Raw genomic sequence first — 24,771 nt, 5'->3', positions numbered from 1 at the left:
GCCCTCAGAAGTACGTCCGGACCAGATCGGTCACGGTGTAGTCGAGGTCGACGACCGGGATCAGCCGCCACTTGTCGAACGCCGTGCACGGGTGCGAGATCCCGAAGCTGACCAGGTCGCCCGGCCGCAGCCCGGCGTCGGTGCGCAGGAAGGCGTGCTGGTCGGCCAGCTTCTCGACGGCGCCCTCGAGCGGCTCCGCACCACCGAAGCCGTTGCGCCGCACCGCGAGCGGGACGGGCAGGCCGTGGTCGAAGGGCGCGTCCCGCCTGCCCATGCCGACGATCACCAACCCCTCCTCCGGGGCCGAGATCACCTGGGCCCACACCTCGATGGCCGGGTCCAGGGTGCCCTCGATGCGGTTGTAGGGCGTCTCCTCGGCGTAGAGACCGTGGTCGTGGGTGACGTACGTCCCGCTGCGCAGCACCTTGCGAGGCGTCATCCCGTCCGGCCAGCCCGTGGACCAGCGCTCGGCGAGGACGTCGAAGAAGGCGCTGCCACCTGCGGAGACGATGGCGTCGGCGGCGATCAGGCCCGTGGTGTGGAGGCTCGAGGCGAGCTCCTTGAGACGGTCGAAGTAGTCGCCGACCTCCGCCGCCGTCCGCAGCCCGCCCTCGTAGCCGGCCACCCCCGCCAGGAGTACGCCAGGCGTGGAGTCGACCACCCGCGCCAGCTGGATCGCCTCCTCGACGGAGCGGCAGCCGGTGCGCCCGCCCGGGAAGCCCAGGTCGATCAGCACCGCCAGCGGCCGGTCCTCGACGCCGACCAGGACCGACGCCTCGGCCGCCGCCTCGACGCCCTCGACCGAGTCGACCCAGTGCAGGTGGAGGAACTCCGGGTCGGCCGCACGTTCGGAGGCCACCCAGCTCAGCGCACTGTGGTCGAGGATCTCGTTGGCGACGAGGACTCTGCGTACGCCGGCATGGCGGGCGACCAGGGCCTGGCTGGGCGAGGCGACGGTGATCGCCCACGCGCCGGCGTCGAGCTGTCGCTGGTAGAGCGAGGGCGCCATCGTGGTCTTGCCGTGCGGGGCGAGCAGCAGGCCGTGCTCCTCCGCGAAGCCCGCGAGGGTCGCGATGTTGTGCTCCAGCGCGCTCTTCTTGAGCACCATCACCGGCCACGTGAACGAGCCGTCGAAGAGGTTGCGGCCGGAGGCTGCGTACGTGGTGAGATCGACGGCTTCTCCCGGCGCCCAGAAGCCCTTGTCCGCCCAGGTCACTTGATCATCCATCGGGACAGAACCTACCGACGGCCCAGCTGCGAGACATCGGGTTTTCGAGAAACTGTGGAAATCCCCAGGGAGGTATCGGCGTCGCTTATCGTGACGCCATGGCCAACCGTGCAGCTCAGAGGGCGATGACTCGCCAGCTCCTGCTGGACGCGGCGATGGATCGGTTCGTCGCGAGCGGTTACGCGGCGACGACGATCGATGAGATCGCCTCGGCGGCAGGCACCACCCGGGTGACGTTCTATGCCTACTTCCCCTCGAAGTCCGAGGTCATCAAGGCCCTGATCGCCGAGCGCCTCGAGGACGAGCTGGTCCAGCTCCGCTGCCCGCAGGGCCGCTCGCTCGGCGGCCTCGCCGACGCGGTGGCGGCAGGCACCCGCGAGCAGCTCGGTGCCTGGATCCGGCAGGCCATTGCCCGGTGGCCGGAGGTGCGTCCGATCGTCACGATCGCACGGGCGGCCCAGGCCGTCGATCCCGATCTCACCCGTATCGTCGACGGCTGGACGGACGAGACGATCGAGGACGTCAGCGCGGGCCTGGACAAGGCGGACCGGTTCGACGCCGACAGCCGGCGGCTGCGCGGCGCGCTGGCGGTCGGCCAGCTCGACTTTCTGTTTCAGCGCTGGGCGGACGGGTCGTGGGGTGTCGAGCACGACCGCATGTGCGATCTGGTCACCGAGAGCTGGTTCCAGCTGCTGGGCGAGTGACCCAGCAGGTCACAGGAAGGTCTGGCCCTCGCCCCGGTAGGTCGGCGCGACGGTGATGATCGAGTCGCCCTCGATCAGCTGGAGCGTGTCGAGCCGCTCGCAGACCTCGCCCGCCTTGGCGTGCCGGAACCACACCTTGTCACCGATCGCGAGCTCGTCGGCGGCATGCCCACGCAGCGGTGTCTGGACCTCCCCGGCGCCTTCGGTGCCGACGTACTCCAGGCCGAAGGGGTAGGTCGGGCTGGGCACGCGGTCGAGTCCGGGCGGGCCCGAGGCGATCCAGCCACCACCGGCGACGGTGACGATGCCGGGCGCGGGGCGGCGGACCACGCTCAGCCCGAAGTAGGCCGCGGGGTGGGGCGTGAAGCCGTCGTAGCGGTCGAAGAGGGTCGGCCCGTAGAGCCCGGACCCGGCCGCGATCTCGGTGACCGAGGGATCGGCATGGGTGGACTCGATCGAGCCCGTGCCGCCGCCGTTGACGAACTCGAGGTCGGCCAGGGAGCGTACGGCCGCGACGATCTTCCCGCGGCGCTCGGTGATCTCGGCGATGGAGGCCTTCTTCATCCGTCTGATGACGGCCGCGGGCGGGTTGCCGCTGAGCGGTCGGTCGACGGTGCCGGCGACCTGGCCCTCGTAGGCCATCAGCCCGACCAGCTGGAAGTCCGGGTCGTCGGCGACGATCCGGGCGAGGGCGACGGCGTCCTCGGGGGTGCGGACCGGGGAGCGGCGGGCACCGAGCCAGATGCGGCGCGCGATGACCAGCGCGGCGTCGAGGTCGATGGCCACGCGTACGGGGGCGGCCGGGGTGCCGATCGCGGCCTTGACCAGCGACAGCCCCTCGGCGCTGTCGACCATCAGGGTGACCCGGGCGAGCTTCTCCTCGTCCTTCGCGAGGGTGGCGAGCGCGGCCCGGTCGGCAGTCGGGTAGCCGACCACGACGTCGTAGTGCGTCTCGGCCAGCCACAGCGCCTCGAACAGCGTGAAGGCCAGGATCCCCTCGTATCCCTCGCGGGCGAGCACCCGGTCGATCAGCGCCCGGCATCGTACGGACTTGCTGGCGACTCGGATCGGGGTGCCGGCGGCACGGCGTACGAGATCGTCGGCGTTGGCGTCGAACGCCGCGAGGTCCACCGCCCCGACGGGTCCGTCGAGACGGGCGGTCGCCCGGTCGAGCCGTTCGTGCTGCTGGGCGGAGAGATGGTGGGAAGTCGTGACCACGACGCAAGTGTCTATGCCCCGCGCGGCACTCGCGTCAACGGGAGGTGACCAACTGTGCCACCGCGCGGGCCGATCGATGTGGGCGCAGCCGTTGACCGTACGCCTTTGAGGCGACACCCTTTCCCGCGTGAGCGAGCCTCAGCGAGTGAACCAGACAACCAACACGCCACCGCGTCCGTATTCTTGCGCTTGCGCTACGGAGGCGGTGGCGTGAGTGAGTGGCAGAACTGGGCAGGCAACCAGCACGCGGGCGCGGTCGAGGTCGTGGTGCCTCGTGACGAGGCAGAGCTCTCGGCGGTCGTCGTGGCCGCGGTGGAGGCCGGGCGGAGGATCAAGCCGATCGGGGCGGGGCACTCGTTCACCGCGATCGGGTCGCCCGTCGATGTCCAGGTCAGCCTGGATCGTCTCTCCGGGATCGTTCGAGCGGACTCGACGACCGGTCTGGTGACCGTACGCGGCGGCACCCGCCTCAAGGTCCTCAACCGGGCGCTCGAGGCGCTCGGGCTGTCGATGACCAACCTCGGTGACATCGAGGAGCAGTCGATCTCCGGGGCGATCTCGACCGGCACCCACGGCACGGGAGCGCGTTTCGGCGGCCTGGCGACCCAGGTACGCGGCCTGCGGCTGCTCCTCGCCGACGGCTCCGTGATCGCCTGCTCGGCGTCGGAGAATCCGGAGGTCTTCGAGCTCGCCCGCGTGGGACTCGGCGCGCTCGGGATCATCGTCGAGGTCACCCTCCAGACCGAGCCTCTCTTCGCGCTGCGCGCACGCGAGGGCAACGGCGAGCTCGCCGAGGTGATGGCCGCGTTCGACTCGCACGCGTCGGGCACCGACCACTTCGAGTTCTACTGGTTCCCGCACACGACCCGGGTCCTGACCAAGCACAACACCCGGCTGCCGCTGCCGGAGACTCCGCTGGCGCCGGTGGGCCGGCTCCGGGGCTGGTTCGACGACGAGCTCCTCTCCAACCAGGCCTTCGGCGCGACCGTCGGCCTTGGTCTTCGGGTCCCTGCTCTGGTGAAGCCGCTGGCCCGCTTCGCCGCCTCCGCGCTCTCGCCGCGCGAGTTCACCGACATCTCCTACCGCGTCTTCACCTCGCAGCGGAAGGTCAGGTTCGTGGAGAGCGAGTACGCCGTCCCGCGTGCCGTCGGCATGGACGTCCTCGCCGAGCTGGAGCGTGCGGTCGAGGCCTCGTCGTGGAACATCTCCTTCCCGGTCGAGGTCCGGGTGGCCGCCGCCGACGACATCCCGCTGTCCACCGGGTTCGAGCGCGAGAACGTCTACATCGCCATCCACACCGCGCCCTCCTCGCCCTGGCGCGAGGAGTACTTCGCGACCTTCGAGCGCATCGCCGGCGAGGCCGGCGGCCGCCCGCACTGGGGCAAGATGCACACCCTCACCGCCGCTGACCTGGCGGATCGCTATCCGCGGTTCGGCGACTTCGTCGCGCTGCGCGACAAGCTCGACCCGTCGCGTACGTTCGGCAACCCCTACCTCGAGCAGGTCCTCGGCTCTTAACCTGCACTTCTCCCGGGGGTCACCGGCGACCCTTAGCGTGTCCCGATGCCGCAGCCTCCCCGACCGCCGCGCATCGCTGAGATCCACGGGCTACGGGGGCTGGCGCTGGCACTCGTGGTGGTCTTCCACCTCTTCGGCAACGGCCGGGTCTCGGGTGGCGTCGACGTCTTCCTCGTGCTGACCGGGTTCCTGGTGACCCGGTCGCTCGTCCGCCGGGTCGCGTCGTCCGAGCTGCGCCTGGCCGACCACTACGGGCGTACGTTCCTGCGGCTCTCGGCTCCCACGCTGGTCGTGCTCGCCGGGACGGCGGTGCTGATGGTGACGGTCATGCCGCGGTCGATGTGGAGCTCGACGTTGCGGGAGATCGCTGCGTCGGCGGCGTACGTCTTGAACTGGGAGATGATCCGGTCGCAGCTCGCCTACGGGGCGGCCGGGCCGAGCGCGAGCCCGCTGCAGCACTTCTGGTCGCTGGCGGTGCAGGGACAGTTCCTGCTGGTCTGGCCGCTGGTGGTGCTGGTGATCTGGCGGGTGGCGCGGGCGCGGCTTCGGCTCGTGCTGGCGCTCGTCGTGGCGGTGGCGACGGTCGCCTCGTTCATCTTCGCGTGGCGGCTGGGGATCGCCGACCAGCAGGTGGCGTACTTCCACACCTGGGCACGCTTCTGGGAGCTCGGCGTCGGCGCACTGCTCGCGCTCGGGCTCGACCTTCTCCGTCCACCGCGGGCCGCGCGCCCGGTGCTCGCCTGGGCCGGGCTGCTGCTCGTCGCGAGCTCGGGGTTCGTGCTCGACGGAGCCGCGCTCTTCCCCGGGCCGTGGGCGCTGTGGCCGGTCGGCGGTGCGCTCCTGGTCGTGCTCGGCTCGGGATCGACGGCTCGCTGGGGGCCGCAGCGGCTCCTCGCGGTGAGGCCGCTGCGGTTCGTCGCGGACATCTCCTTCCCGCTCTATCTGTGGCACTGGCCGCTGCTGGTGGCGTGGCTGAGCTGGACGTACGCGACCCGGACCACGCTCCTCGCGGCGGTGGTCGTGCTCTCGGCCTCGGTGGTCCTGGCCTGGCTCACCCACCGGTTCGTCGAGGTGCCGGTCACCCGCCTCGGACCGTCCTTCACGGGCCTTGGCCGGCTCGTGACCGCCCCGGTCGTGCTCGCGCTGGTCGCGGGCACGACGATGGCCGGCGCCACCGCCGTCGAGCGCCAGGACGCTGCCGCGAGGGCGGCCGCCGTCGCCGCCGCGAAGAAGTACGCCGGCTGCATCGGCGCGGCTGCCATGGATCCCGCGACCGCGGGCTGCGAGGGTCCGGACCGGCTGCTCGACGCCAGTCTCGGCTACCAGGCGCCCGACGGGTCGGGCTGCTGGTCCAACAAGGAGCGGCCGGTGCGGTTCAAGGTGTGCACGCTCGGGCCGGCTCGCGGCTACACCCGGCGGCTGCTCGCAATCGGCGACTCGCACAACCACCAGCTCGTCCCCGCCTACCGCGAGATCGCCGAGCGCCGCGGGTGGCGCATCGACGTCGCCAGCCGCGCCGGCTGCCACTGGAACGCGCGCGATCGTGTCGGCACTCCCCGGACGACCGTCGAGCTGTGCCGGCAGTGGAAGTCGCGGCTCACGACCTATCTCTCCGAGGAGCGGGGCATCGATGCGTACGTCGTCATCCACTCCAGCCAGGTCTCGGTCGAGGCCGTCGGTGACGAGACGACCGGCGAGGCGCTCAGTCGTGGTCTCTCGGAGGCATGGGCGAGCCGGCCGGACCCGTCGGTGCCGGTCATCGCGATCCGGGACAGCCCGATCTTCGAGGGCAGCACCACCCGGTTCGCCCGCGTCGTCCAGCCGTGCATCGACGACGCCGGCCTCGCGGCGGGATCGACCTGCGCGCGCGACCGGGACCAGGCCGTACGCGACGACGGCACCGCCGGCGCGGTTCGGCTGACCCCGAACGCCCATCGTGTCGACCTCACCGACTACTTCTGCGAGGCCGACACCTGCTCGCCCGTCGTCGGCAACCTGCAGGTCTACCAGGACGGCTTCCACATCTCGCCGCTCTACGCCGCGACCCTCGCGCCCTACCTCGGCGACCGGATCGCCACGATCCTGCGCTGATCGTGCCGAACTAGGCGGCCGCCGGCTCCGGCTCGGGCTCGTCCTCGTGCGGGAAGTGGGTCTGCTTGAAACGTACGGCCATCTTGGTCGACGGCCCCATGGCGGCGGCAGCGGCGACGATGATGGCGCCGATCACGATCCAGCCGGCGCCGCTGTAGAAGTCGGGGTGCCAGCCCATGGCGAGGAAGGTGAACAGGGCCGGGGCCCACGCGCCGCCGAGCTGGCGGCCGATGCCGGCGACGCCTTCGTACTCGCCACGTCGGTCGGGATCCATGAGCTCGGCCTGGAAGGCCCACGAGGCGGAGCCGATGGCCAGCTCGGCGCCGGTCACGGCGACGTGGCCGAGCCAGACCAGGAAGATGGTGAGGAACCCGCGGGTGTCGTGGGTGACCAGCGTGATCGCGCACGCGGCGACGAAGAACGCGCTGCTCCACCACACCCGGCGCAACGCGTCGCGGACGTCGTGGACGCCCTTGGACGTGTAGGCCGGGAGGATGATGCACAGCACCGTGTTGGTGGCGAAGAGCCACGCCAGCAGCCAGCGCGGCGAGTCGGTGTATTCGACCAGCCACAGCGGGATCACGGTGTGCAACAGCACCTGGTTGGACCACAGCGTGCCGGTGAAGGTGGTCACCAGGAGCCAGCCGACGTTGCGCAGCGCGCCCGGTCCGGGCAGCTTCTCGGTGATCTCGCCGGCGGCGCGGCGCTCCTCGTGAGGCGCCCGCGGCAGCCGGCTGATCCAGACGGAGTTGGCGATCCCGATGGCCAGCGCGAAGAACGGCACGCCCCACTTGAGGACCGTGTCGGTGTCCAGCGCCAGCGCGATGCCGGCGATCAGGGCACCGATGGTGAAGCCGAGGTTGAGGCTGGAATACATGAACGCCTGGGTCGCGACCCGCTCCTTGTCGGGCAGCACATCGAGGACGTACGCATTCCGGCCGGCGCCGCCCGCGTTGTTGACCACCTCGAAGACGACGATGACGCACAGGTAGGCCCAGAAGCCGTGGATGAACGGCATCGTCGCGAACATCAGTGCGCTGATCAGCGCACTGATCGCCCAGATCCGCTTCGGGCCGATGAAGTCGGCCAGCCGGCCCATCGGGTAGGCGGTGAGGAAGCTCGCGATCCCGGCGACCGTCAGGCCGACACCGATCTGCGCCGGGCTCAGACCGACGAAAGCGACCAGGTAGAACGCCGCCGCGGTGTTGAACGTCCCGTCCCCCGCCGCGAAGAGCAGCGACTGCGTCGCCAACCGCCGCGACAACGGTGTCGGCGGGATGAGGTTGCTGATGAAACCGGGCAGGGGCACCGGCCAATTCCACCACCGCGACCGGGTCGTTGCCGACTGGTTTTTGCCGAAGCGTCACCCCGGTCGGCCGAGACGTCAGGCGCGTCGGCCGAGGTGGCATCGATGTGCCGGATCGGCCGACCGGCGTGACCTCTCGACCTGCGTACGTGACGTCTCGGCCGACGGGAGTGACGTCTCGGCTCAGGGGCGGCGGGAGGCGAGGGCTTCGACGGCGTCGCGGGCGGTGGCGGCGATGGCGAGATCGACGTCGTTCTGGATCCGGGCGGTGCGGTCGGAGTCGGTGAGTACGGCGATTGCGACGCGGCCGGCGGGATGGGTGACCACGGCGATCTCATGTCGCAGGGTGAGGAACCCGCCGGTCTTACCGGCGAGCTGGATGTCGTCGGCGAGCAGGTCGGCGGCGATCCGGTGGGTGAAGACCTGCTTGCCCATCAGCCGTCGCACCAGCTCGGTCGCCTCGGGTTTGGCGACCTCGTCGCGCCAGATGCGCTCGAGCAGGTCGACGCAGGCGCGCGGAGAGCCGATCGTGGCGCGTTCGACGTCGAGCGAGTCGATGACGTGCCGGCCGCCGGGCCGGCGGCCCTCGACAGCGAGCTGGGTGGCGAGGGCGAAGTCGTGGCCGGCGACGCGGGTGGCGTAGTCGTACATCGGCTGAATCCGGTGCCGCACCCGCAACCCCTCCACGCCCCACTCGGCGAGCTGCTCATCGACCTCGCGCGGCGAGACCTTGTCGAAGAGCGCGTCGGCGGCGGCGTTGTCGCTGAGGCCGAGCATCATCATCATCAGGTCGGTGACCGAGCAGGTCGCGTCGTGGGTGAACGCCGAGATGCCGTACGGCCCGTAGCTCCGCTCCGCCGCGGTCAGCGTCACCATCTCGCCGCCGTCGATCTCGCCGCTCGCGATCCGGTCGGCCACGATCAGCGCCAGCGGGACCTTCGCCACCGACGCGAGCGGCATCGGCCGGTCGACGCCGACACCGACCTCGTGGCCGGTGTCGATGTCGCGGGCGAGGAACGCGATCCGTACCTGCAGCTCTCGGAAGCGCTCAGCCGCCGCCTCGGCGAGGTCGATCAGGCGCCGGTCGCTGCCGACGAGCGGACTCATGCGCGTCCTTCCTCAGCTGCACCGACGCACGCACCGAGCAGGGCGAGCGCCTGCTCACGCACGGGGCCGGCCGCCAGCGGTGCGGGCGGTGGTGGCTGCTCGACGAGCCGGTGGCCGCGCGCCACCGTGTCGACGAAGGGGGACCAGCTCAGTCCGTACGTCACCGCCTCATGCCGAGCGCAGACCAGGCTCGCCCGCCCCGCCATGGTCTCGGCCACCGCGAGCCGGTGCGGGGCGCGGCGCAGGGCGGCCGGTCCGATGCCGGCCCGGTCCGCGAGCCGCCGCAGCCGACCGGCGGGATCGTCGAGGTCTCGTGGGAGGGCCAGCACCTGCGTACGTTCCCCGCCTCGGCGTGGTCGCAGCGAGCTCAGCGACACCGGCCCTTCGGCGGTCCCGGGAGCGGTGGCCGCGCCCAGCCGGGTGAGCCACGTGGCCGCGTCGGGGTCGCACGTCTCGACCGTCCAGACTGCCGAATCCGGCGTCTCGTCGTGGTCGCTGTCGCTCGCGAGGCGTACGTCGACGCCTTCGGCCTCCAGCAGCGCGACCAGTCGCGCGAGCGGAGCGGGGTCGCAGCCGGACGGCACCGCGACCACGAAGGGCTCCCGCTCGGGACGGCGGATGCTCCGCAGCAGATGGTCGGCCTGGTCGAGCAGGTGCCTGGCCCGCGGCAGCAGCGCCGTGCCGGCCGGGGTGAGCGCGATCTGGCGCCGGGTGCGGTCGAGAAGCTCCACCCCGAGCTCGCGCTCGAGAGCACGCAGGCGACGGCTGAGGAGCGGCTGGTCGACGCCGAGCACGAGCGCGGCCTCGGAGACGCTCATCTCGTCCGCGACCGCGGCGAAGCCGCGCAGGTGAAGCAGTAGGTCCACGCGTACAGGATGGCTGATCGGCCCCACCTCGTCCCATGTCGGCGATGCATACGTCCATGCCGGATCGTCCTTGGACGCGGTCGCGGCGGCACCATCACGATGCTCGGCATGACCACACCGATCCTCAGCCGCCGTGCCATCCTGGGCGGAGCCGCCTCGGCGGTCGCCGTCGCCGCGACCGGAGTCAGCAGCTCGGTGGCGTACGCCGCCGACAGCCCCGCGATCGCCGCACTCGAGCAGAAGCACCAGCGTCACCTCGGCGTCTGGGCCAAGAACATGCGGACCGGCCGCGTCATCGAGCACCGTGCCGACGAGCGCTTCCCGATGCTGTCGACCTTCAAGACGCTGCTCGCGGCCTCGATCCTGCGCGATCATCCCGCGCGTACGCTCCAGCAGCGCCTGACCTGGGAGGCCGCCGACGTCGTCGGCAACTCGCCGATCACCTCCCTCACCGTCCGCAACGGCCTGACCGTGGCGCAGCTCGCCGAGGCGACGATCACCCGGTCCGACAACACCGCCGCCAACGAGCTGATCCACCTCATCGGCGGCCCCGCCGGAATCACCCGCTTCGCCCGATCGCTCGGCGACTCGGTGACCCGGCTCGACCGCTGGGAGCCCGACCTCAACAGCGCGATCCCGGGCGACCCGCGCGACACCACCTCGCCGCGTGCGATCGCGCAGACCTACACCAAGCTGGTGCTCGGCGACGCCCTCGACCGCACCGACCGGGACCAGCTGCTCACCTGGATGCTGGCCAACCAGTCGACCGTCACCAGGTTCGGCGCCGGGGTTCCGGCCGGCTGGCGGCTCGCCGACAAGACCGGCGGTGGCGACTATGCGTCGCGGAACGACGTCGGCGTCACCTGGACCCCTGACGGCACGCCGATCGTCATCGCCGCCCTCACCCGCTCCGACGACCCCACCGCAGCTCCCCTCGACACCCCGCTCGCCGACATCGCGGCGACGGTCTGCGGGGAGCTCGGCTGAGGCGCAGGGATACCCGGTTAACCGGGGAAACCTGCACTTCTCTGGCGTTGCATTGCCTGAGAAGTGCAGGAATACCCTGTTAACCGGGTATTCCTGCAGCCGGCTCAGGCTCCGTACACCTTCTCCGGCACCGGCGCCTGGGCGAGCAGCTTGCGGAGGGCGGGCCCGACGTCGGCGGCGTCCCAGCGGGCTCCGGCGTCGGCGGAGGGGCCGTGGGCCCAGCCGTTCTCGACGGTCATCGTGGGACCGTCGATCTCGATGACCCGGCCGGTGACATCGCGCGCCTCCGGAGAGGCGAGCCAGGCGACGACCGGTGAGTTGTCCTCGGGCAGCGCCATCGCGGAGGTGTCGAAGGCGCCCTCGGTCATCCGGGTCTTGGCGACCGGCGCGATGGCGTTGACGGTAACGCCGTAGCGCGACATCTCGGCGGCAGCGACCAGGGTGAGCCCGGCGATCCCGGCCTTGGCGGCGGAGTAGGTGCCCTGCCCGATCGAGCCCTGCAGGCCCGCGCCGGAGGAGGTGTTGATGACCCGCGCGTCCCGCTGCCGCCCGGCCTTGGACTCGGCCCGCCAGTACGCACCCGCGTGCCGCAGCGTCGCGAAGTGACCCTTCAGATGCACCCGGATGACGGCGTCCCACTCCTCCTCGGTGGTGTTGACGAGCATCCGGTCGCGTACGAATCCGGCGTTGTTGACGAGGATGTCCAGGCCTCCGTACGACTCGATGGCCTGTCCCACCATCGCCTCGGCGTCCGCGAAGTCGGCCACGTCTGCGGCATTGGCGACCGCCTCCCCACCTGCGGCGACGATCTCGTCGACGACCTGGGACGCGGGCGACTCACCGGTGCCCTCGCCCGCCAGCGAGACGCCGAAGTCGTTGACGACCACCTTCGCCCCGTGACGGGCGAGCTCGAGCGCATGCGCCCGGCCGATGCCTCGCCCCGCTCCGGTGACGATCGCGATCCGGCCTTCGAGCAGTCGAGCCATGTGGCGTCCCTTTCCAGTCTTGCGTTCAGAAACCAAGCAACTGCTAGGCTACCAAGCAATCGCTAGGTTAGGAACGGACCATGGGCATCTCCACCGAGATCACCGACGAGCAGATCGCCGTCGTCACGATGAACCACCCTCCGGTGAACGCGCTGCCGGTCAAGGGCTGGTTCGAGGTCGCCGACGCCGTCACCACCGCCGCCGAGAACAACGCACGAGTCGTGATCCTGCGCGCCGAGGGCAAGGGCTTCAACGCCGGCGTCGACATCAAGGAGATGCAGCAGATCGAGGGGTTCGAGGGCATCCTCGGCGCCAACCGCGGCTGCTACGCGGCGTTCAAGGCGATTTACGAGTGCCCGGTCCCGGTCATCGCCGCGGTCAACGGCTTCTGCCTCGGCGGAGGCGTCGGCCTGGTCGGCAACGCGGACACGATCGTGGCCAGCGACGACGCCTTCTTCGGCGTACCCGAGGTCGACCGTGGCGCCCTCGGCGCCGCCACCCATCTGAGCCGGCTGGTGCCGCAGCACATGCTGCGTACGCTCTACTTCACCGCCCAGACCATCACCGCCCAGCGCCTCCACGAGCTCGGCTCGGTCCACCAGGTCGTTCCCCGCGAGGACCTCGACGAGGCCGCCCTCGAGGTCGCGCGTCAGATCGCCGCCAAGGACCCGCAGGTCATCCGCGCCGCCAAGGCCGCGCTCAACGGGATCGACCCCGTCGACGTGAACGCCTCCTATCGTTTCGAGCAGGGCTTCACCTACGAGCTCAACCTCGCCGGCGTGGCCGACGAGCGCCGCGACGCCTTCGTGAAGGACGGCAAATGATGGCGAGTCGGCTCATCTGTCCCGTCGTCACGTGCCGAGTCGGCGCGTATGTCTCGCCCCAGAGTGTCGAGTCGGCACGTATGTCCCACGCACGTGAGACAAACGCGCCGACTCGACCGCAGACACTGGGACAGAAGCGCCGACTCGACGTGAATTGCCGGGACAGACGCGCCGACTCGACCGCAGATTCTGGGACAGACGCGCCCGCTCGGCTTGAGGGAGGACATCCGTGAGCACCGCACAGACATTTCGTACGCCGCTGACCGAGCTGACCGGGGTCGACCACCCGATCGTCCAGACCGGGATGGGCTGGGTGGCCGGCCCGCGCCTCGTCTCCGCCACAGCGAACGCGGGCGCGCTCGGCATCCTGGCCTCGGCCACGATGACCCTCGACGAGCTGGAGAAGGCGATCGTCGAGGTCAAGGGCCGCACCGACAAGCCGTTCGGCGTCAACCTGCGCGCCGACGCCTCGGACGCCCCCGACCGCTGCCGGCTCCTCATCGATCACGGCGTCAAGGTCGCCAGCTTCGCGCTGGCGCCCAAACCCGAGCTCATCAGCACGCTCAAGGAGCACGACATCGTCGTGATGCCCTCGATCGGCGCGGCCAAGCACGCCAAGAAGGTGGCGGGCTGGGGCGCCGACATGGTGATGATCCAGGGCGGCGAGGGCGGCGGCCACACCGGCGCGGTCCCGACCACCCTGCTCCTCCCCAGCGTCCTGGACGCCGTCGACATCCCCGTCGTCGCCGCGGGCGGCTTCTTCGACGGTCGCGGCCTCGCGGCCGCGATGGCCTACGGCGCTGCCGGCATCGGCATGGGCACGCGGTTCCTGCTCACCGCCGACTCCGCGGTCCCCGAAGACGTACGCCGCCGGTATCTGGAGTTCGGCCTCGACGGCACCGTCGTGACCACGAAGGCCGACGGCATGCCGCACCGCCTGCTCCGCACCGAGTTCATCGACACCCTCGAGAAGGAGGGCATCACCGCGAAGCTGCTGCGCACCCTCAAGCGCACCCGGCAGTTCAAAGAGATGTCCGGACTCCCCTGGCGGACCCTGATCAAGGACGGCCGCGCGATGGTCCACGGCGGCGATCGCACCTGGGCCGAGGTCGTACTCGCCGCCAACACCCCCATGCTGCTCCGCGCCGGCCTGGTCGAGGGCGACACGAACGCAGGGATGCTCTCCAGCGGTCAGGTCGTCGGCCTGCTCGACGACCTCCCCACCTGCGAGGAGCTGGTCGACCGCATCGTCGCCCAGGCCTCCGACCGCCTCAAACACCTGGACGCGAACCGCGCCTGAGCCTCAGGGTGGACCCATGACCATCGAGGTTCGCCCGGCGACGGCGTTCGAGGACGTACGCACTCTTGTCGGTCCCAAACGACCCGACGCCAGCGTGTGCTGGTGCCTGAGCTACCGGATCCCGTCGAAGCTCAACAACGAGATGCACGGACCGGAGCGGGGCGACTACGTGCGCAGCCTGCTCGAGCAGGGACCGCTGGGCGTGCTCGCCTACGAGGGAGACGAGCCAGTCGGCTGGGCCGCGGTCGCGCCGCGCGCGGACACCACGTTCGCCCGCAACCGGAAGATCCCCCACGTCGACGACCTGCCGGTCTGGTCCCTGTGGTGCATCCGGGTCCGGCCGGGCCATCGCGGCAAGGGCATCTCGCACACGCTCATCGAGGGTGCCGTCGACTTCGCGCGCGCCCACGGCGCCCCGGCCGTCGAGGCGTATCCGCTCGACAACCAGGGCGCCAAAGTCGACCTGACCATGGCGTACGCAGGGATCCGCAAGAACTTCGAGGCAGCCGGCTTCACGCACGCCGCCGACACCACCTCGGTCCTCGCCGGTCACCCGCGCGTGCTGATGCGGCGTGATCTGAGATGAGGCGCTGGTTGACCTCGATCGGTAGAGTGTGAGTCGTGAAGACCGAGACGAGCCGCGTACGCATCGCGCTCGTCGCACTTTTCACGCTGATGCTCCCGGCGCTGATGAGCGTCGATCCCGAGCAGGCGCTGCTCACCATCGCCGTCTCCACCGCGCTCGCGGCGGTCGCCGTCGGAGCGATCCACAACGTCGGTGCGTTCGCCCTGGTCAGGGCCCATTCGACGGCACCGCGTGACGCTTCCGAGGGACCTCACCATCTCGCTGCCCGGGTCACTGACCCGGTGTGCTCCCCGCGCCGACCGCGCGCTCCTGAGCAGGCCTGACACTCGCCGAACCCGGCGAGCCGTCAGCCCTACCCACTCACCTCAGGAGCACACCCATGTCCGTTCTCGCCCCGTTGTCGCATGCCCTCGCCGCCGTCCTCGCCGGCGCCCACCACGTCCTCTCCTTCGTCGGCCCCAACGTCAGCTGGCTGCTGGCCATCGCCGCCGTCGTGGTGCTGGTCAGACTCGCCCTCCTGCCGCTCACGATCCGCGGCGTACGCCACTCCCACGCCTCTGCCCGGGCCCGCCCGCAGCTCCAGGCGCTGACCAAGAAGTACTCGAAGAAGAGCTCGTCCGGGAGTCCGAGCCAGGCCGACGTGATGGCGATGATGGAGGAGCGGCGCAAGATCAACGAGGAGCACGGCGTACCCCGCTTCGCCATGCTCGCCGCCTTCGCCCAGCTGCCGATCTTCCTGGCGCTCTACCACCTGCTCTCCGACGTCAGCCGCAACAACGCGGTCGGCGCGATGAACGACTCGCTGGTCGCCTCGCTCGGGAAGGCGACCTTCCTCGGCACGCCGCTGACCGGCCACGGCTACCTCTCCGGCGACACCACCCACCTGGTGATCACCCTCGGCCTCGCTGCCACCGCCGCCGCGGTCAGCTACCTCAGCCAGCGGCTCTGGGTTCTGCCCAACATGGTCCGCACCGACCTGCCCGAGTCGATGGTGCGGATGCAGGAGCTCATGCCCGTCATCTCCGCCGGCGGCATGCTCCTGGCCGGCAGCAGCGTCCCGCTCGCCCTGCTGGTCTACTGGGTCATCAGTGGCCTGTGGACCGCCGGCCAGGCCGCGGTCATCCACCGCTGGTTCCCCACCCCCGGCTCCCCCGCCGCCGCACGCGCCGAGAAACGACACGAGAAGCGGGCCGTACTCACAACCGCTCGATGATCGTGACGTTGGCCTGGCCACCGCCCTCGCACATCGTCTGGAGACCGTAGCGGCCGCCGGTGCGCTCGAGCTCGTTGAGGAGGGTGGTCATCAGCCGGGTGCCGGTGGCGCCGATGGGGTGGCCGAGGGCGATGCCGCCACCGTTGACGTTGACCTTCGAGTGCGGGACGTCGAGCTCCTTCATCCACGCCAGGACGACGCTCGCGAAGGCCTCGTTGCACTCGAACAGGTCGATGTCGTCGACCGACAGTCCTGTCTTGGCGAGGGCGTGGCGGGTGGCCTCGATCGGGCCGGTCAGCATCCAGACCGGGTCGTCGCCGCGCACGGAGAGGTGGTGGATCCGGGCGCGCGGGGTGAGGCCGAAGGTGCGTACGGCCGCAGCCGAGGCGACCAGCAGCGCTGAGGAGGCGTCGCAGATCTGGGAGGCGACGGCGGCGGTGATCCGTCCGCCGGGGGCGAGCGGATCCAGCGAGGCCATCTTCTCGAGGGACGTTTCGCGCTGGCACTGATCGACGGCGAAGTCGCCGACCGGAACGATCTCCCGGTCGAACCGCCCCTCGGCGATCGCGGTCTTGGCCCGCTGGTGGGAGGCGAGTGCGTACGCCTCCATGTCCTCCCGCGAGATGTCCCACTTCTCCGCGATCATCTCGGCGGAGCGGAACTGGGAGACCTCCTGGTCGCCGTAGCGCTTCACCCAGCCGGGCGACTCGGCGAACGGGGTGGTGTAGCCGTATTGCGCCCCCACCAGCATCGCCGCGGAGATCGGGATCGCGGACATGTTCTGCAGCCCACCCGCGACGACCAGGTCCTGGGTCCCGGACATGACGCCCTGAGCGGCGAAATGCACCGCCTGCTGCGAGGAGCCGCACTGCCTGTCGATGGTGACGCCGGGTACGTGGTCGGGCAGCCCGGCCACCAGCCACGCCGTCCGGGCGACGTCGCCGGCTTGCCCGCCGATGGTGTCGCAGCAGCCCATGATCACGTCGTCAACGGCGCCCGGGTCGATCCCGGTGCGGTCGACGAGCGCGGTGAGCGCGTGAGCACCGAGATCGGCCGGATGGATCCCGGCGAGCGCGCCCCCGCGCTTGCCCACGGGAGTGCGAACGGCGTCGACGATGAATGCCTCAGGCACGAGTTGCTCCTTCGATCGAAAGCACTTTCCCGCCATGGCGGGAAAGTGAACGGCTCTGGCGGACTGCAGCGCCCCATTTCCCCGCCATGGCGGGAAAGTGGCGCCCGCGGGCCGGGTCAGGCATGTTGACTGCTCACCGAGAGGACCTCGCCGGTCATGTACGACGAGTAGTCGCTGGCCAGGAAGACCATGACGTTGGCGACCTCCCACGGCTCGGCGGCACGGCCGAACGCCTCGCGACCCTTGAGCTCGACGAGCAGCTCGGGCGAGGTGACCTTCTCCAGGAACGGATGCATCGCGAGCGACGGCGAGACCGCGTTGACCCGGATCCCGTGCGGCGCCAGGTCCGCGGCGGCGGAGCGGGTCAGTGCCATCACCCCGGCCTTGGCGGCGGCGTAGTGCGCCTGCCCCTCCTGGGCCCGCCAGCCGATCACGGAGGCGTTGTTGACGATCACGCCGCGCTTCCCGGCGGCCACGAACCGCTGCCCGACGGCCCGGATGCAGCGGAACGTCCCGGTGAGGGTGATGTCGAGAACCCTCCCCCACTGGTCGTCGGTCATCTCCAACACCGACGCGGTCCCACCGAGGCCCGCGTTGTTGATCATCACGTCGACACCGCCGTACGGCTCCGCGGCGTCGAGCAGCGCCTGGACCTGGTCCTCCTGGGTGACATCGCAGGTCACGGCCGTGATCCGGTCCTCCCCGAACTCCTCGGCGAGGGCGTCGCGCGACTCCTTGAGCCGTCGCTCGTGGGTATCGGAGACGACAACCCCCTTCGCGCCCTCCTCCAGCACCTTCCGCACCACCGCCGCCCCGATCCCCGCACCGGCGGCGGCGGTCACGACGACGACCCGGCCCTCCTGGAGCGAGTGGCCGGGGACGTACGCGGGGGTTGGCTGTTCGGGCTTCATGCACGAGCCTCTCGGGGCAGGCCGAGCACGCGCTCGGCGATGATGTTCCGTTGGATCTCGTCCGAGCCGCCGTAGATCGTGTCGGCACGGGAGAAGAGGTAGAGGGACTGCAGCCGGTCGAGCGCGTAGCCCTCGCCGGTGGTCAGCCCGGCGAGCCCGACGACGTCCATCGCCAGCTCGCCGAGCTCGCGGTGCCACCGCGCCCACAGCAGCTTGGAGACGCTCGCCTCGGGGCCGGAGGAGCCGGAGTCGTACGCCGAGAGTGTCCGCAGCGCGTGCAGCCGGAGCACCTCCAGCCCGACATGGGCCTGGGCGAGCCTCGACGAGATGTCGGGCGAGTCGATCGCGCCGTTGGCCCGGGCGGCCTCCTCGACCGTCTCCAGCTCGCGCGCGAAGCCGACCTGCTGACCGATCGTCGAGACACCACGCTCGAACCCGAGGGTCGCCATCGCAACCTTCCAGCCGTCGCCGGGCTCACCCACGACCAGGTCGGCCGAGGTGACGGCGCCGTCGAAGAAGACCTCGTTGAACTCGGAGGTGCCGGTGAGCTGCTCGATCGGCCGTACGTCGACCCCGGGCTGCGCCATCGGCACCAGCAGGTAGGAAAGCCCATGATGGCGGGACGACCCGGGCTCGGTCCGGCACACCACGAAGCACCAGTCGGAGAGGTGGGCGTTCGACGTCCAGACCTTCTGCCCGTCGACGACCCACTGGTCACCGTCCAGTCTGGCCCGCGTCCGCACGCCGGCAAGGTCGGACCCAGCGCCGGGCTCGGAGTAGCCCTGGCACCACAGCTCCTCCACGGCCACGATCTTCGGCAGGAACCGCTCCTTCTGAGCGGACGTTCCGTGGGCGATCAAGGTGGGGCCGAGCAGCTCCTCACCGAGATGGTTGATCCGGACCGGGGCGTCCGCCCGGGCGTACTCCTCGTGGAAGATCACCTGCTGGAACAGCGGCAGGCCGCGGCCGCCGTACTCCTCGGGCCAGCCCAGGCAGGTCCACCCGTGCGAGGCCAGGTAGCGGTTCCAGGCCAGCCGACCCTCGTACGACTCGTGGTCGCGGCCGTTCCCGCCGGTGCCGCGCAGCGCGGCCCACTCGCCGACCAGATGGTCGGCCAGCCACTCGCGCACCTCGGCACGGAACGCCTCGTCCTCGGCGGAGTAGGTCAGGTCCATGCCGGACAACCTACCAAACCAAGCACTTGTTTGGTAGCGTCTGCGGCATGAGCGCCACTCCAACCGAGACCAGTGTCGTGACGTACGAGACCCACGGACCCGTCGCGGTGGTGCGGCTGAACCGCCCCGAATACCGCAACGCCCAGAACTCGAAGGTGACCTACGCGCTCGACGAGGCGTTCACCCGAGCGACCAACGACGACGAGATCAAGGTGATCGTCCTCGGCGGCAACGGCAAGCACTTCTGCGCCGGCCACGACATCGGCACGCCCGGCCGCGACATCGACGAGAGCTTCGAGCGCAAGGCCGTGATGTGGTGGGACCACGTCGGCAAGGAGGGCGTCGACTCCCGCTTCGCGCGCGAGTCCGAGGTCTACCTCGGCATGTGCCGCCGCTGGCGCGAGCTGCCGAAGCCGACGATCGCGATGGTGCAGGGCGCCTGCATCGCCGGCGGCCTGATGCTGGCCTGGTCCTGCGACTTCATCGTCGCCTCCGACGACGCCTTCTTCTCCGACCCGGTGGTCAAGATGGGCATCCCCGGGGTCGAGTACTTCGCCCACCCGTGGGTCACCAACCCCCGTGCCGCCAAGGAGATGCTCTTCACCGGCGACCGCTTCTCCGCCGAGCAGGCAGAGCGCTGGGGCATGGTCAACCATGTCGTACGCCGCGACGACCTCGAGACCGAGACGCTCGCCCTCGCGGGGCGGATCGCCGAGATGCCGCGCCTGGGGCTGGCGCTGGCGAAGAAGGCGGTCAACCAGGCCGAGGATCTGATGGGCATGCGCGCCGGGATGGACTCGGTCTTCGGCCTCCACCACGCCGCCCACGCCCACAACGCCGAGGTCGGCAAGGACTCGCTCGCCGGGATGGACGCGAGGTCGATGAAGAAATGAGCACGCTGGAGTTCACCGAGGCCGAGGAGGCCTTCCGCCTCGAAGCCCGCGAGTGGCTTGCCGCCAACAACCCCGGCCGACTGCCGTCGATGGACACCGCCGAGGGAGCCGCGGCCCACCGGGAGTGGGAGCGCACCCTCGCCTCCGGCCGCTGGTCGGTCGTCACCTGGCCCGAGGCCTACGGCGGGCGGGACGCGTCGCTCACCGAGTGGGTCATCTTCGAGGAGGAGTACTACCTCGCCGGCGCCCCCACCCGGATCAGCCAGAACGGCATCTCGCTGCTCGCGCCGATCATCTTCGGTCACGGGACCGAGGCCCAGAAGGAGCGCTACCTGCGCGACATGACCGACGGGTCCTTGGTCTGGGCGCAGGCGTGGTCCGAGCCGGAGGCCGGTTCCGACCTGGCCTCGCTCCGGGCAACCGCCACCCGCGTCGACGGCGGCTGGAGGCTCAACGGCCAGAAGACCTGGAGCAGCCGCGCGCCCTTCGCCGACCGCGGCTTCGGCCTCTTCCGGAGCGACCCGTCCGCAGAGCGGCACCGGGGGCTGACGTACTTCCTCTTCCCGCTCGACGCCGACGGCGTCACGGTCCGTCCGATCGACCAGCTCGACGGGACGCCGGGTTTCGCGGAGATCTTCTTCGACGACGTCTTCGTGCCCGATGAGGACGTGCTCGGCGGGGTCGGCGACGGCTGGAAGGTCGCGATGTCGACCGCGGGCAACGAGCGGGGTCTCTCGCTGCGCTCGCCGGGCCGGTTCTGCGCCGCCGCCGACCGTCTCCTCGACCTGTGGTCGACCGACCCGCAGCCGCACCTGCGCGACCAGGTCGTCGACGCCTGGATCGGGGCCGAGGCCTACCGTCTCTACACCTGGGGCACCGTCACTCACGTCGAGGCCGGCGGCACGGTCGGCGCCGAGGGCTCCATCAACAAGCTGTGGTGGTCCGACCTCGACCTCTCCTTGCACGAGACCGCGCTCTCGCTGCTCGGTGCCGACGCCGAGTTCGAAGGCCGCTGGCTCGACGACTACCTCTTCTCCCTGTCCGGCCCGATCTACGCCGGCACCAACCAGATCCAGCGCAACATCGTCGCCGAGCGGGTGCTCGGCCTGCCGAGGGGTGGCCGATGAGGTTCGGACGTACGCCGGAGCAGCACGCCTTCTCCGAAGCACTCGATGACCTGCTGACCGCCGCCGACGTCCCCTCGGTCGCGCGTGCCTGGGCCGCCGGTGACCAATCGGCAGGGTTGAAGCTGTGGCAGCGGCTCGCCGAGCTCGGTGTCACCGGGCTGCTGGTGCCGGAGGAGCACGGCGGCGTCGGAGCGACCCCGGTCGACCTGACCGTCGCCTTCGAGCGGCTCGGATACCACGGTGTCCCGGGACCGTGGATCGAGTCGGTCGCCGTCGCACCGGCGCTTATCGGCGTTTCCGGTGAAGCAGATGCCCTCGCGCGGATCGCCTCCGGCGAGACGTTGGTGTCCGTAGCCGCGCCGCGCGCACTCGACGCGGACGTCGCCGAGCACATCTACGCGCTGAGCGACCGTGTTGGTCTCGACACGCCTCCGCCTAGCGGCTCCGGCGGCTCGACCAGCGACGCGTTGGTTGGGGCCACTTCGTTCAGACCCGGCGAGCGCCAGCGAGCCGGTGTCGAAACCAACACAGTCCCGTCCGCGATCGTCCGGCACGCGGTTGTCGGCGCCGAGCACAAGTCGGTCGACCCGACCCGACGACTCTTCGACGTGACCCCGGGAGAGGAGATCGCCACGGCCGACGCGGCGACCGCCCACGACCTCGGCACCCTCGCCTGCTCGGCCCAGCTCCTCGGGGCCGGGCTGAGACTGCTCGACGACTCGGTGGCCTACGTGATGCAGCGGACGCAGTTCGGGCGTGCGATCGGGGAGTTCCAGGCGGTGAAGCACCTGCTCGCAGACGTACGTGTCGCCCTGGACTTCGCGGCCCCGCTGGTGCACAACGCGAGCCTGACCCTCGCGCCGCGAGACGTCTCGGCCGCGAAGGTGGCGGCCGGGGACGCGGCGTACCTCGCCTCGCGCACCGCGCTCCAGGTCCACGGCGCGATCGGCTACACCCGCGAGTTCGACCTGAGCCTGTGGATCCTGAAGGTACGCGCGCTGGTCGGCGCCTGGGGCACCGCGGCCGAGCATCGTGCACGGATCCTCGAGTCGCTGGTGGAGGACCGATGAGGTTCGCGCTCACCGAGGAGCAGACCGACCTGGTCGCGACCGTGCGCACGCTGATCGCCAAGCGGGCCGCGTCGATGGACCTGCGGGCGGCGATCAGCACGCCCGAGGGCTACGACACCACCCTGTGGCAGACGCTCAGCGAACAGATCGGGGTGACCGCGCTGGCGGTCCCCGAGGCGTACGGCGGGGTCGGCTGCTCCTACATCGAGGCGCATCTCGTCCTCGAGGAGCTCGGCGCCACGCTCACGCCCTCGCCGTTCGTCGGCACCCTGCTGGCGACCCAGGTCCTGACCGCCGCCGACACCCCACAGGCCGGCGAGCTGCTGGAGCGGATCGCCGGCGGCGCCACGGCCGCGGTCGCCGCTCCGGGATCCGATCTCGTCATCGACGCGTCCGGCGCGGAGATCCTCCTCGTGCTGCGCGGCGACCAGGTCCACGCGGTGGATCCTCCGATGGCCACGGTCACCCTGACCACGGCGCTGGACCCGACTTGGAGGTTCGCGACGGTCACGATCGACGACCTTCCGGATGAATCCGTCGGCACGGTCGACCCGGCGTACGTCACCACCGTCGGCGCCACCATGATGACCGCCCTCCAGGCCGGCGCCGCGCGCGAGGCGCTGGAACGTACGGTCGCCTATCTCAAGGAGCGCCACCAGTTCGGCCGGCCGCTCGGCTCCTTCCAGGCGCTCAAGCACCGGTGTGCCGACCTGCTGGTCCAGGTCGAGACGGCCAAGACGATGAGCTGGGCAGCCGCCTGGGAGCTCACCCAGCCGACTCCAGACGTACGTCTCGTCCACGCCGCCAAGACCTGGTGCTCCGATGCGTTCTCGCAGGTCGCGGCCGAGATGATCCAGCTCCACGGCGGAGTGGCGATCACCTGGGAGCACGACGCCCACCTCTACTTCAAGCGCGCCCACGCCACCGCTCAGCTCTTCCGAGGAGACACGTGAACAAGACCCCGCTCGACAAGACATTGCCCCTCACCGAGGTCGCCGGCAAGCTCGAGTCCGGGATGACCATCGGGATCGGTGGCTGGGGCTCGCGCCGCAAGCCGATGGCTCTGGTCAAGGAGATCCTCCGCAGCGACGTCACCGACCTCACCGTGGTCGCGTTCGGTGGCCCCGACGTCGGCCTGCTGGCTCGCGCCGGGAGGATCCGCAAGCTGGTCTACGGCTTCGTCAGTCTCGACTCGATCCCGCTCGACCCGAACTTCACCCGCGCCCGCGAGCGCGGCGAGATCCCGGAGACGAGCGAGTACGACGAGGGCATGTTCGTCGCCGGCCTTCGCGCCGGGGCGAACCGGCTCTCGTTCCAGCCCATCCGCGCGGGCCTCGGCAGCGACGTGATGGCGATGAACCCCGACCTCAAGACGGTGAGGTCGCCCTACGACGAGGAGGAGTACGTCGCCGTCCCCGGGCTCCGCCTCGACGTCTCGCTCATCCATCTCAACCGTGCCGACGCGGCCGGCAACGGGCAGTACCTCGGGCCCGACCCTTACTTCGACGACCTCTTCGCGATGGCCGCCGACACCACGATCATGTCCGTCGAGCAGATCGTCTCCACCGACGACCTGACCGCCAAGGCCCCGCCGCAGACGCTCCTGGTCCCGCGGATCTTCGTCAACCATGTCGTCGAGGCCCCCGGCGGCGCCCACTTCACCAGCTGCGACCCCGACTACGGCCGGGACGAGGAGTTCCAGAAGACGTACGTCGCGGCGGCCAAGGCCGAATCAGACGAGCAGTGGACCGAGTTCGAGGAGCGCTACCTGTGACCACGCAAACGATCAGCCGAGCAGACATCTGCGTGGCCGCTGTCTCGGACGCCTTCAAGGGCTCCGGCGAGGTGCTCGCCCACGCCGTCGGGATCGTCCCGGCCATCGGCGTACGCCTGGCCAGGGCCACCCACACCCCCGAGCTCGCGCTCAGCGACGGGGAGGCGTTCATGATGGCCGAGGCTCCGCCGCTGCTGAAGACCGCGGCCGCCGGCGGCACCCCGGAGGCCTGGGTGCCGTTCCGCAGCATCTTCGACATCGTCGCCAGCGGCCGCCGGCACTCGATGATGGGCGCCAGCCAGATCGACCGCCACGGCAACCAGAACATCTCCTCGATCGGCGACTGGCGGCAGCCGAAACGCCAGCTGATCGGCGTACGCGGTGCCCCCGGCAACACGGTCAACCACCGTGTCGACTACTGGGTCGCCAAGCACTCCGCCCGGATCTTCGTCGACCGCGTCGACGTCGCCAGCGGCGTCGGCAACGACCGAGCGGTCGGCACCGCCGGCCGATTCCACGACCTCGGCGTCATCGTCACCAACCTCGCCGTCTTCGGCTACGACGAGTCCGGGCTGATCAAGGTCGACTCGATCCACCCCGGCGTCACCCCCGAGGAGCTCCAGCACGCCACCGGCTTCGAGATCGACGCCACCAACGCACCCCTCACCCGCGAGCCCACCCCGGACGAGCTGAAGATCATCGAGGCAGAAGACCCCAAGGGCCTCCGCTTCAAAGAGGTCCCCTAAGACCCCGAG

At 70.5% G+C, this 24,771-nt stretch carries 24 protein-coding genes; 15 read left to right on the top strand and 9 right to left on the bottom strand.

Annotated features, from left to right (window positions below):
• Positions 1-4: 4 nt before the first annotated feature.
• Complete coding sequence (locus tag ACIO3S_RS21230; RefSeq protein WP_400467725.1) at positions 5-1,228, bottom strand: alanine racemase; 1,224 nt, start codon at positions 1,226-1,228, stop codon at positions 5-7.
• A 98-nt stretch (positions 1,229-1,326) separates the two neighbouring features.
• Between ACIO3S_RS21230 and ACIO3S_RS21225 the strand changes: the two genes are divergently transcribed.
• Positions 1,327-1,932: a TetR/AcrR family transcriptional regulator gene (locus ACIO3S_RS21225; RefSeq protein ID WP_400467724.1), complete on the top strand. Its 606-nt coding sequence runs from the start codon at positions 1,327-1,329 to the stop codon at positions 1,930-1,932.
• Positions 1,933-1,941: 9 nt separating this feature from the next.
• Here ACIO3S_RS21225 and ACIO3S_RS21220 read toward each other — a convergent pair whose 3' ends face one another.
• Positions 1,942-3,150, bottom strand: coding sequence for an amino acid deaminase/aldolase (locus ACIO3S_RS21220; protein ID WP_400467723.1), 1,209 nt, complete (start codon positions 3,148-3,150; stop codon positions 1,942-1,944).
• 210 nt (positions 3,151-3,360) lie between these two features.
• Between ACIO3S_RS21220 and ACIO3S_RS21215 the strand changes: the two genes are divergently transcribed.
• The gene (locus tag ACIO3S_RS21215) at positions 3,361-4,668 is read left to right on the top strand and encodes a D-arabinono-1,4-lactone oxidase (RefSeq protein ID WP_400467722.1); all 1,308 of its coding nucleotides are present in this window, start codon (positions 3,361-3,363) and stop codon (positions 4,666-4,668) included.
• Positions 4,669-4,713: 45 nt separating this feature from the next.
• Complete coding sequence (locus tag ACIO3S_RS21210) at positions 4,714-6,759, top strand: acyltransferase family protein (RefSeq protein ID WP_400467721.1); 2,046 nt, start codon at positions 4,714-4,716, stop codon at positions 6,757-6,759.
• Positions 6,760-6,769: 10 nt separating this feature from the next.
• On the opposite strand, the gene ACIO3S_RS21205 is transcribed toward ACIO3S_RS21210, so the two are convergent.
• The 3 genes from ACIO3S_RS21205 to ACIO3S_RS21195 all read right to left on the bottom strand — a co-directional run bounded on the left by ACIO3S_RS21205 (position 6,770) and on the right by ACIO3S_RS21195 (position 10,038).
• Positions 6,770-8,068 carry an MFS transporter gene (locus tag ACIO3S_RS21205; protein WP_400467720.1) on the bottom strand — a complete coding sequence of 433 codons (1,299 nt, stop codon included), beginning with the start codon at positions 8,066-8,068 and terminating at the stop codon, positions 6,770-6,772.
• 180 nt (positions 8,069-8,248) lie between these two features.
• The gene (locus ACIO3S_RS21200) at positions 8,249-9,172 is read right to left on the bottom strand and encodes a serine hydrolase (RefSeq protein WP_400467719.1); all 924 of its coding nucleotides are present in this window, start codon (positions 9,170-9,172) and stop codon (positions 8,249-8,251) included.
• Complete coding sequence (locus ACIO3S_RS21195; RefSeq protein ID WP_400467718.1) at positions 9,169-10,038, bottom strand: LysR family transcriptional regulator; 870 nt, start codon at positions 10,036-10,038, stop codon at positions 9,169-9,171. Before ACIO3S_RS21195 ends, ACIO3S_RS21200 begins: the two co-directional genes overlap by 4 nt.
• Before the next feature lie 108 nt (positions 10,039-10,146).
• Here ACIO3S_RS21195 and bla point away from each other — a divergent pair, with 108 nt between their 5' ends.
• Positions 10,147-11,025 (top strand): class A beta-lactamase, encoded by an 879-nt coding sequence (gene bla, locus ACIO3S_RS21190; RefSeq protein ID WP_400467717.1) that lies wholly within the window; start codon positions 10,147-10,149, stop codon positions 11,023-11,025.
• Positions 11,026-11,129: 104 nt separating this feature from the next.
• On the opposite strand, the gene ACIO3S_RS21185 is transcribed toward bla, so the two are convergent.
• Positions 11,130-12,011 (bottom strand): SDR family oxidoreductase, encoded by an 882-nt coding sequence (locus ACIO3S_RS21185; RefSeq protein ID WP_400467716.1) that lies wholly within the window; start codon positions 12,009-12,011, stop codon positions 11,130-11,132.
• Positions 12,012-12,091: 80 nt separating this feature from the next.
• On the opposite strand from ACIO3S_RS21185, the gene ACIO3S_RS21180 reads away from it, so the two are divergent.
• From ACIO3S_RS21180 to yidC, 5 genes are all read left to right on the top strand, one after another.
• Positions 12,092-12,835 carry an enoyl-CoA hydratase family protein gene (locus ACIO3S_RS21180; RefSeq protein WP_400467715.1) on the top strand — a complete coding sequence of 248 codons (744 nt, stop codon included), beginning with the start codon at positions 12,092-12,094 and terminating at the stop codon, positions 12,833-12,835.
• Positions 12,836-13,064: 229 nt separating this feature from the next.
• Complete coding sequence (locus ACIO3S_RS21175) at positions 13,065-14,135, top strand: NAD(P)H-dependent flavin oxidoreductase (RefSeq protein WP_400467714.1); 1,071 nt, start codon at positions 13,065-13,067, stop codon at positions 14,133-14,135.
• Between the two features lie 16 nt (positions 14,136-14,151).
• Positions 14,152-14,721 carry a GNAT family N-acetyltransferase gene (locus ACIO3S_RS21170; RefSeq protein ID WP_400467713.1) on the top strand — a complete coding sequence of 190 codons (570 nt, stop codon included), beginning with the start codon at positions 14,152-14,154 and terminating at the stop codon, positions 14,719-14,721.
• Between the two features lie 35 nt (positions 14,722-14,756).
• Positions 14,757-15,044 carry a hypothetical protein gene (locus ACIO3S_RS21165; RefSeq protein ID WP_400467712.1) on the top strand — a complete coding sequence of 96 codons (288 nt, stop codon included), beginning with the start codon at positions 14,757-14,759 and terminating at the stop codon, positions 15,042-15,044.
• Positions 15,045-15,100: 56 nt separating this feature from the next.
• Entirely contained in the window at positions 15,101-15,934 is an 834-nt protein-coding gene (gene yidC / locus ACIO3S_RS21160; RefSeq protein WP_400467711.1) for a membrane protein insertase YidC, read from the top strand.
• Here the strand turns inward: yidC and ACIO3S_RS21155 are convergent.
• The 3 genes from ACIO3S_RS21155 to ACIO3S_RS21145 all read right to left on the bottom strand — a co-directional run bounded on the left by ACIO3S_RS21155 (position 15,918) and on the right by ACIO3S_RS21145 (position 19,152).
• Positions 15,918-17,066, bottom strand: a complete 1,149-nt coding sequence (locus tag ACIO3S_RS21155; RefSeq protein ID WP_400467710.1) for an acetyl-CoA C-acetyltransferase — start codon at positions 17,064-17,066, stop codon at positions 15,918-15,920. The two genes, yidC and ACIO3S_RS21155, sit on opposite strands and share 17 nt — an antisense overlap.
• Before the next feature lie 116 nt (positions 17,067-17,182).
• Positions 17,183-17,977: an SDR family oxidoreductase gene (locus ACIO3S_RS21150; RefSeq protein WP_400467709.1), complete on the bottom strand. Its 795-nt coding sequence runs from the start codon at positions 17,975-17,977 to the stop codon at positions 17,183-17,185.
• Positions 17,974-19,152, bottom strand: a complete 1,179-nt coding sequence (locus tag ACIO3S_RS21145; RefSeq protein ID WP_400467708.1) for an acyl-CoA dehydrogenase family protein — start codon at positions 19,150-19,152, stop codon at positions 17,974-17,976. The genes ACIO3S_RS21150 and ACIO3S_RS21145 overlap by 4 nt, the downstream gene beginning before the upstream one ends.
• 47 nt (positions 19,153-19,199) lie before the next feature.
• Between ACIO3S_RS21145 and ACIO3S_RS21140 the strand changes: the two genes are divergently transcribed.
• Genes ACIO3S_RS21140 through ACIO3S_RS21115 form a run of 6 tightly spaced genes read left to right on the top strand, consistent with a single transcriptional unit; the run spans position 19,200 to position 24,762 of the window.
• Positions 19,200-20,045, top strand: a complete 846-nt coding sequence (locus ACIO3S_RS21140) for an enoyl-CoA hydratase (RefSeq protein ID WP_400467707.1) — start codon at positions 19,200-19,202, stop codon at positions 20,043-20,045.
• On the top strand, positions 20,042-21,172 hold the full coding sequence (locus ACIO3S_RS21135) for an acyl-CoA dehydrogenase family protein (protein ID WP_400467706.1): 1,131 nt from the start codon (positions 20,042-20,044) through the stop codon (positions 21,170-21,172). Before ACIO3S_RS21140 ends, ACIO3S_RS21135 begins: the two co-directional genes overlap by 4 nt.
• The gene (locus tag ACIO3S_RS21130; RefSeq protein ID WP_400467705.1) at positions 21,169-22,242 is read left to right on the top strand and encodes an acyl-CoA dehydrogenase family protein; all 1,074 of its coding nucleotides are present in this window, start codon (positions 21,169-21,171) and stop codon (positions 22,240-22,242) included. Before ACIO3S_RS21135 ends, ACIO3S_RS21130 begins: the two co-directional genes overlap by 4 nt.
• The gene (locus tag ACIO3S_RS21125; protein WP_400467704.1) at positions 22,239-23,195 is read left to right on the top strand and encodes an acyl-CoA dehydrogenase family protein; all 957 of its coding nucleotides are present in this window, start codon (positions 22,239-22,241) and stop codon (positions 23,193-23,195) included. Before ACIO3S_RS21130 ends, ACIO3S_RS21125 begins: the two co-directional genes overlap by 4 nt.
• Positions 23,192-24,016 (top strand): CoA transferase subunit A, encoded by an 825-nt coding sequence (locus ACIO3S_RS21120; RefSeq protein ID WP_400467703.1) that lies wholly within the window; start codon positions 23,192-23,194, stop codon positions 24,014-24,016. The genes ACIO3S_RS21125 and ACIO3S_RS21120 overlap by 4 nt, the downstream gene beginning before the upstream one ends.
• Positions 24,013-24,762: a CoA-transferase subunit beta gene (locus ACIO3S_RS21115; RefSeq protein ID WP_400467702.1), complete on the top strand. Its 750-nt coding sequence runs from the start codon at positions 24,013-24,015 to the stop codon at positions 24,760-24,762. Before ACIO3S_RS21120 ends, ACIO3S_RS21115 begins: the two co-directional genes overlap by 4 nt.
• The last annotated feature ends 9 nt before the right edge of the window (positions 24,763-24,771 follow it).

The organism is Nocardioides sp. NPDC087217, from assembly GCF_044744805.1.
Classification (GTDB): domain Bacteria; phylum Actinomycetota; class Actinomycetes; order Propionibacteriales; family Nocardioidaceae; genus Nocardioides.
The sequence above is the reverse complement of the archived record's forward strand: the minus strand, read 5'-3'. Positions and strand labels throughout refer to the sequence as shown.

Bases quoted from the DNA above. Each gene is read 5' to 3' on its own strand.
- ACIO3S_RS21135 (WP_400467706.1), top strand. From the start codon at position 20,042: ATGAGCACGCTGGAGTTCACCGAGGCCGAGGAGGCCTTCCGCCTCGAA.
- ACIO3S_RS21145 (WP_400467708.1), bottom strand. From the start codon at position 19,152: ATGGACCTGACCTACTCCGCCGAGGACGAGGCGTTCCGTGCCGAGGTG.
- ACIO3S_RS21125 (WP_400467704.1), top strand. From the start codon at position 22,239: ATGAGGTTCGCGCTCACCGAGGAGCAGACCGACCTGGTCGCGACCGTG.
- ACIO3S_RS21185 (WP_400467716.1), bottom strand. From the start codon at position 12,011: ATGGCTCGACTGCTCGAAGGCCGGATCGCGATCGTCACCGGAGCGGGG.
- ACIO3S_RS21230 (WP_400467725.1), bottom strand. From the start codon at position 1,228: ATGGATGATCAAGTGACCTGGGCGGACAAGGGCTTCTGGGCGCCGGGA.
- bla (WP_400467717.1), top strand. From the start codon at position 10,147: ATGACCACACCGATCCTCAGCCGCCGTGCCATCCTGGGCGGAGCCGCC.
- yidC (WP_400467711.1), top strand. From the start codon at position 15,101: ATGTCCGTTCTCGCCCCGTTGTCGCATGCCCTCGCCGCCGTCCTCGCC.
- ACIO3S_RS21200 (WP_400467719.1), bottom strand. From the start codon at position 9,172: ATGAGTCCGCTCGTCGGCAGCGACCGGCGCCTGATCGACCTCGCCGAG.
- ACIO3S_RS21225 (WP_400467724.1), top strand. From the start codon at position 1,327: ATGGCCAACCGTGCAGCTCAGAGGGCGATGACTCGCCAGCTCCTGCTG.
- ACIO3S_RS21140 (WP_400467707.1), top strand. From the start codon at position 19,200: ATGAGCGCCACTCCAACCGAGACCAGTGTCGTGACGTACGAGACCCAC.
- ACIO3S_RS21180 (WP_400467715.1), top strand. From the start codon at position 12,092: ATGGGCATCTCCACCGAGATCACCGACGAGCAGATCGCCGTCGTCACG.
- ACIO3S_RS21170 (WP_400467713.1), top strand. From the start codon at position 14,152: ATGACCATCGAGGTTCGCCCGGCGACGGCGTTCGAGGACGTACGCACT.
- ACIO3S_RS21130 (WP_400467705.1), top strand. From the start codon at position 21,169: ATGAGGTTCGGACGTACGCCGGAGCAGCACGCCTTCTCCGAAGCACTC.
- ACIO3S_RS21210 (WP_400467721.1), top strand. From the start codon at position 4,714: ATGCCGCAGCCTCCCCGACCGCCGCGCATCGCTGAGATCCACGGGCTA.
- ACIO3S_RS21150 (WP_400467709.1), bottom strand. From the start codon at position 17,977: ATGAAGCCCGAACAGCCAACCCCCGCGTACGTCCCCGGCCACTCGCTC.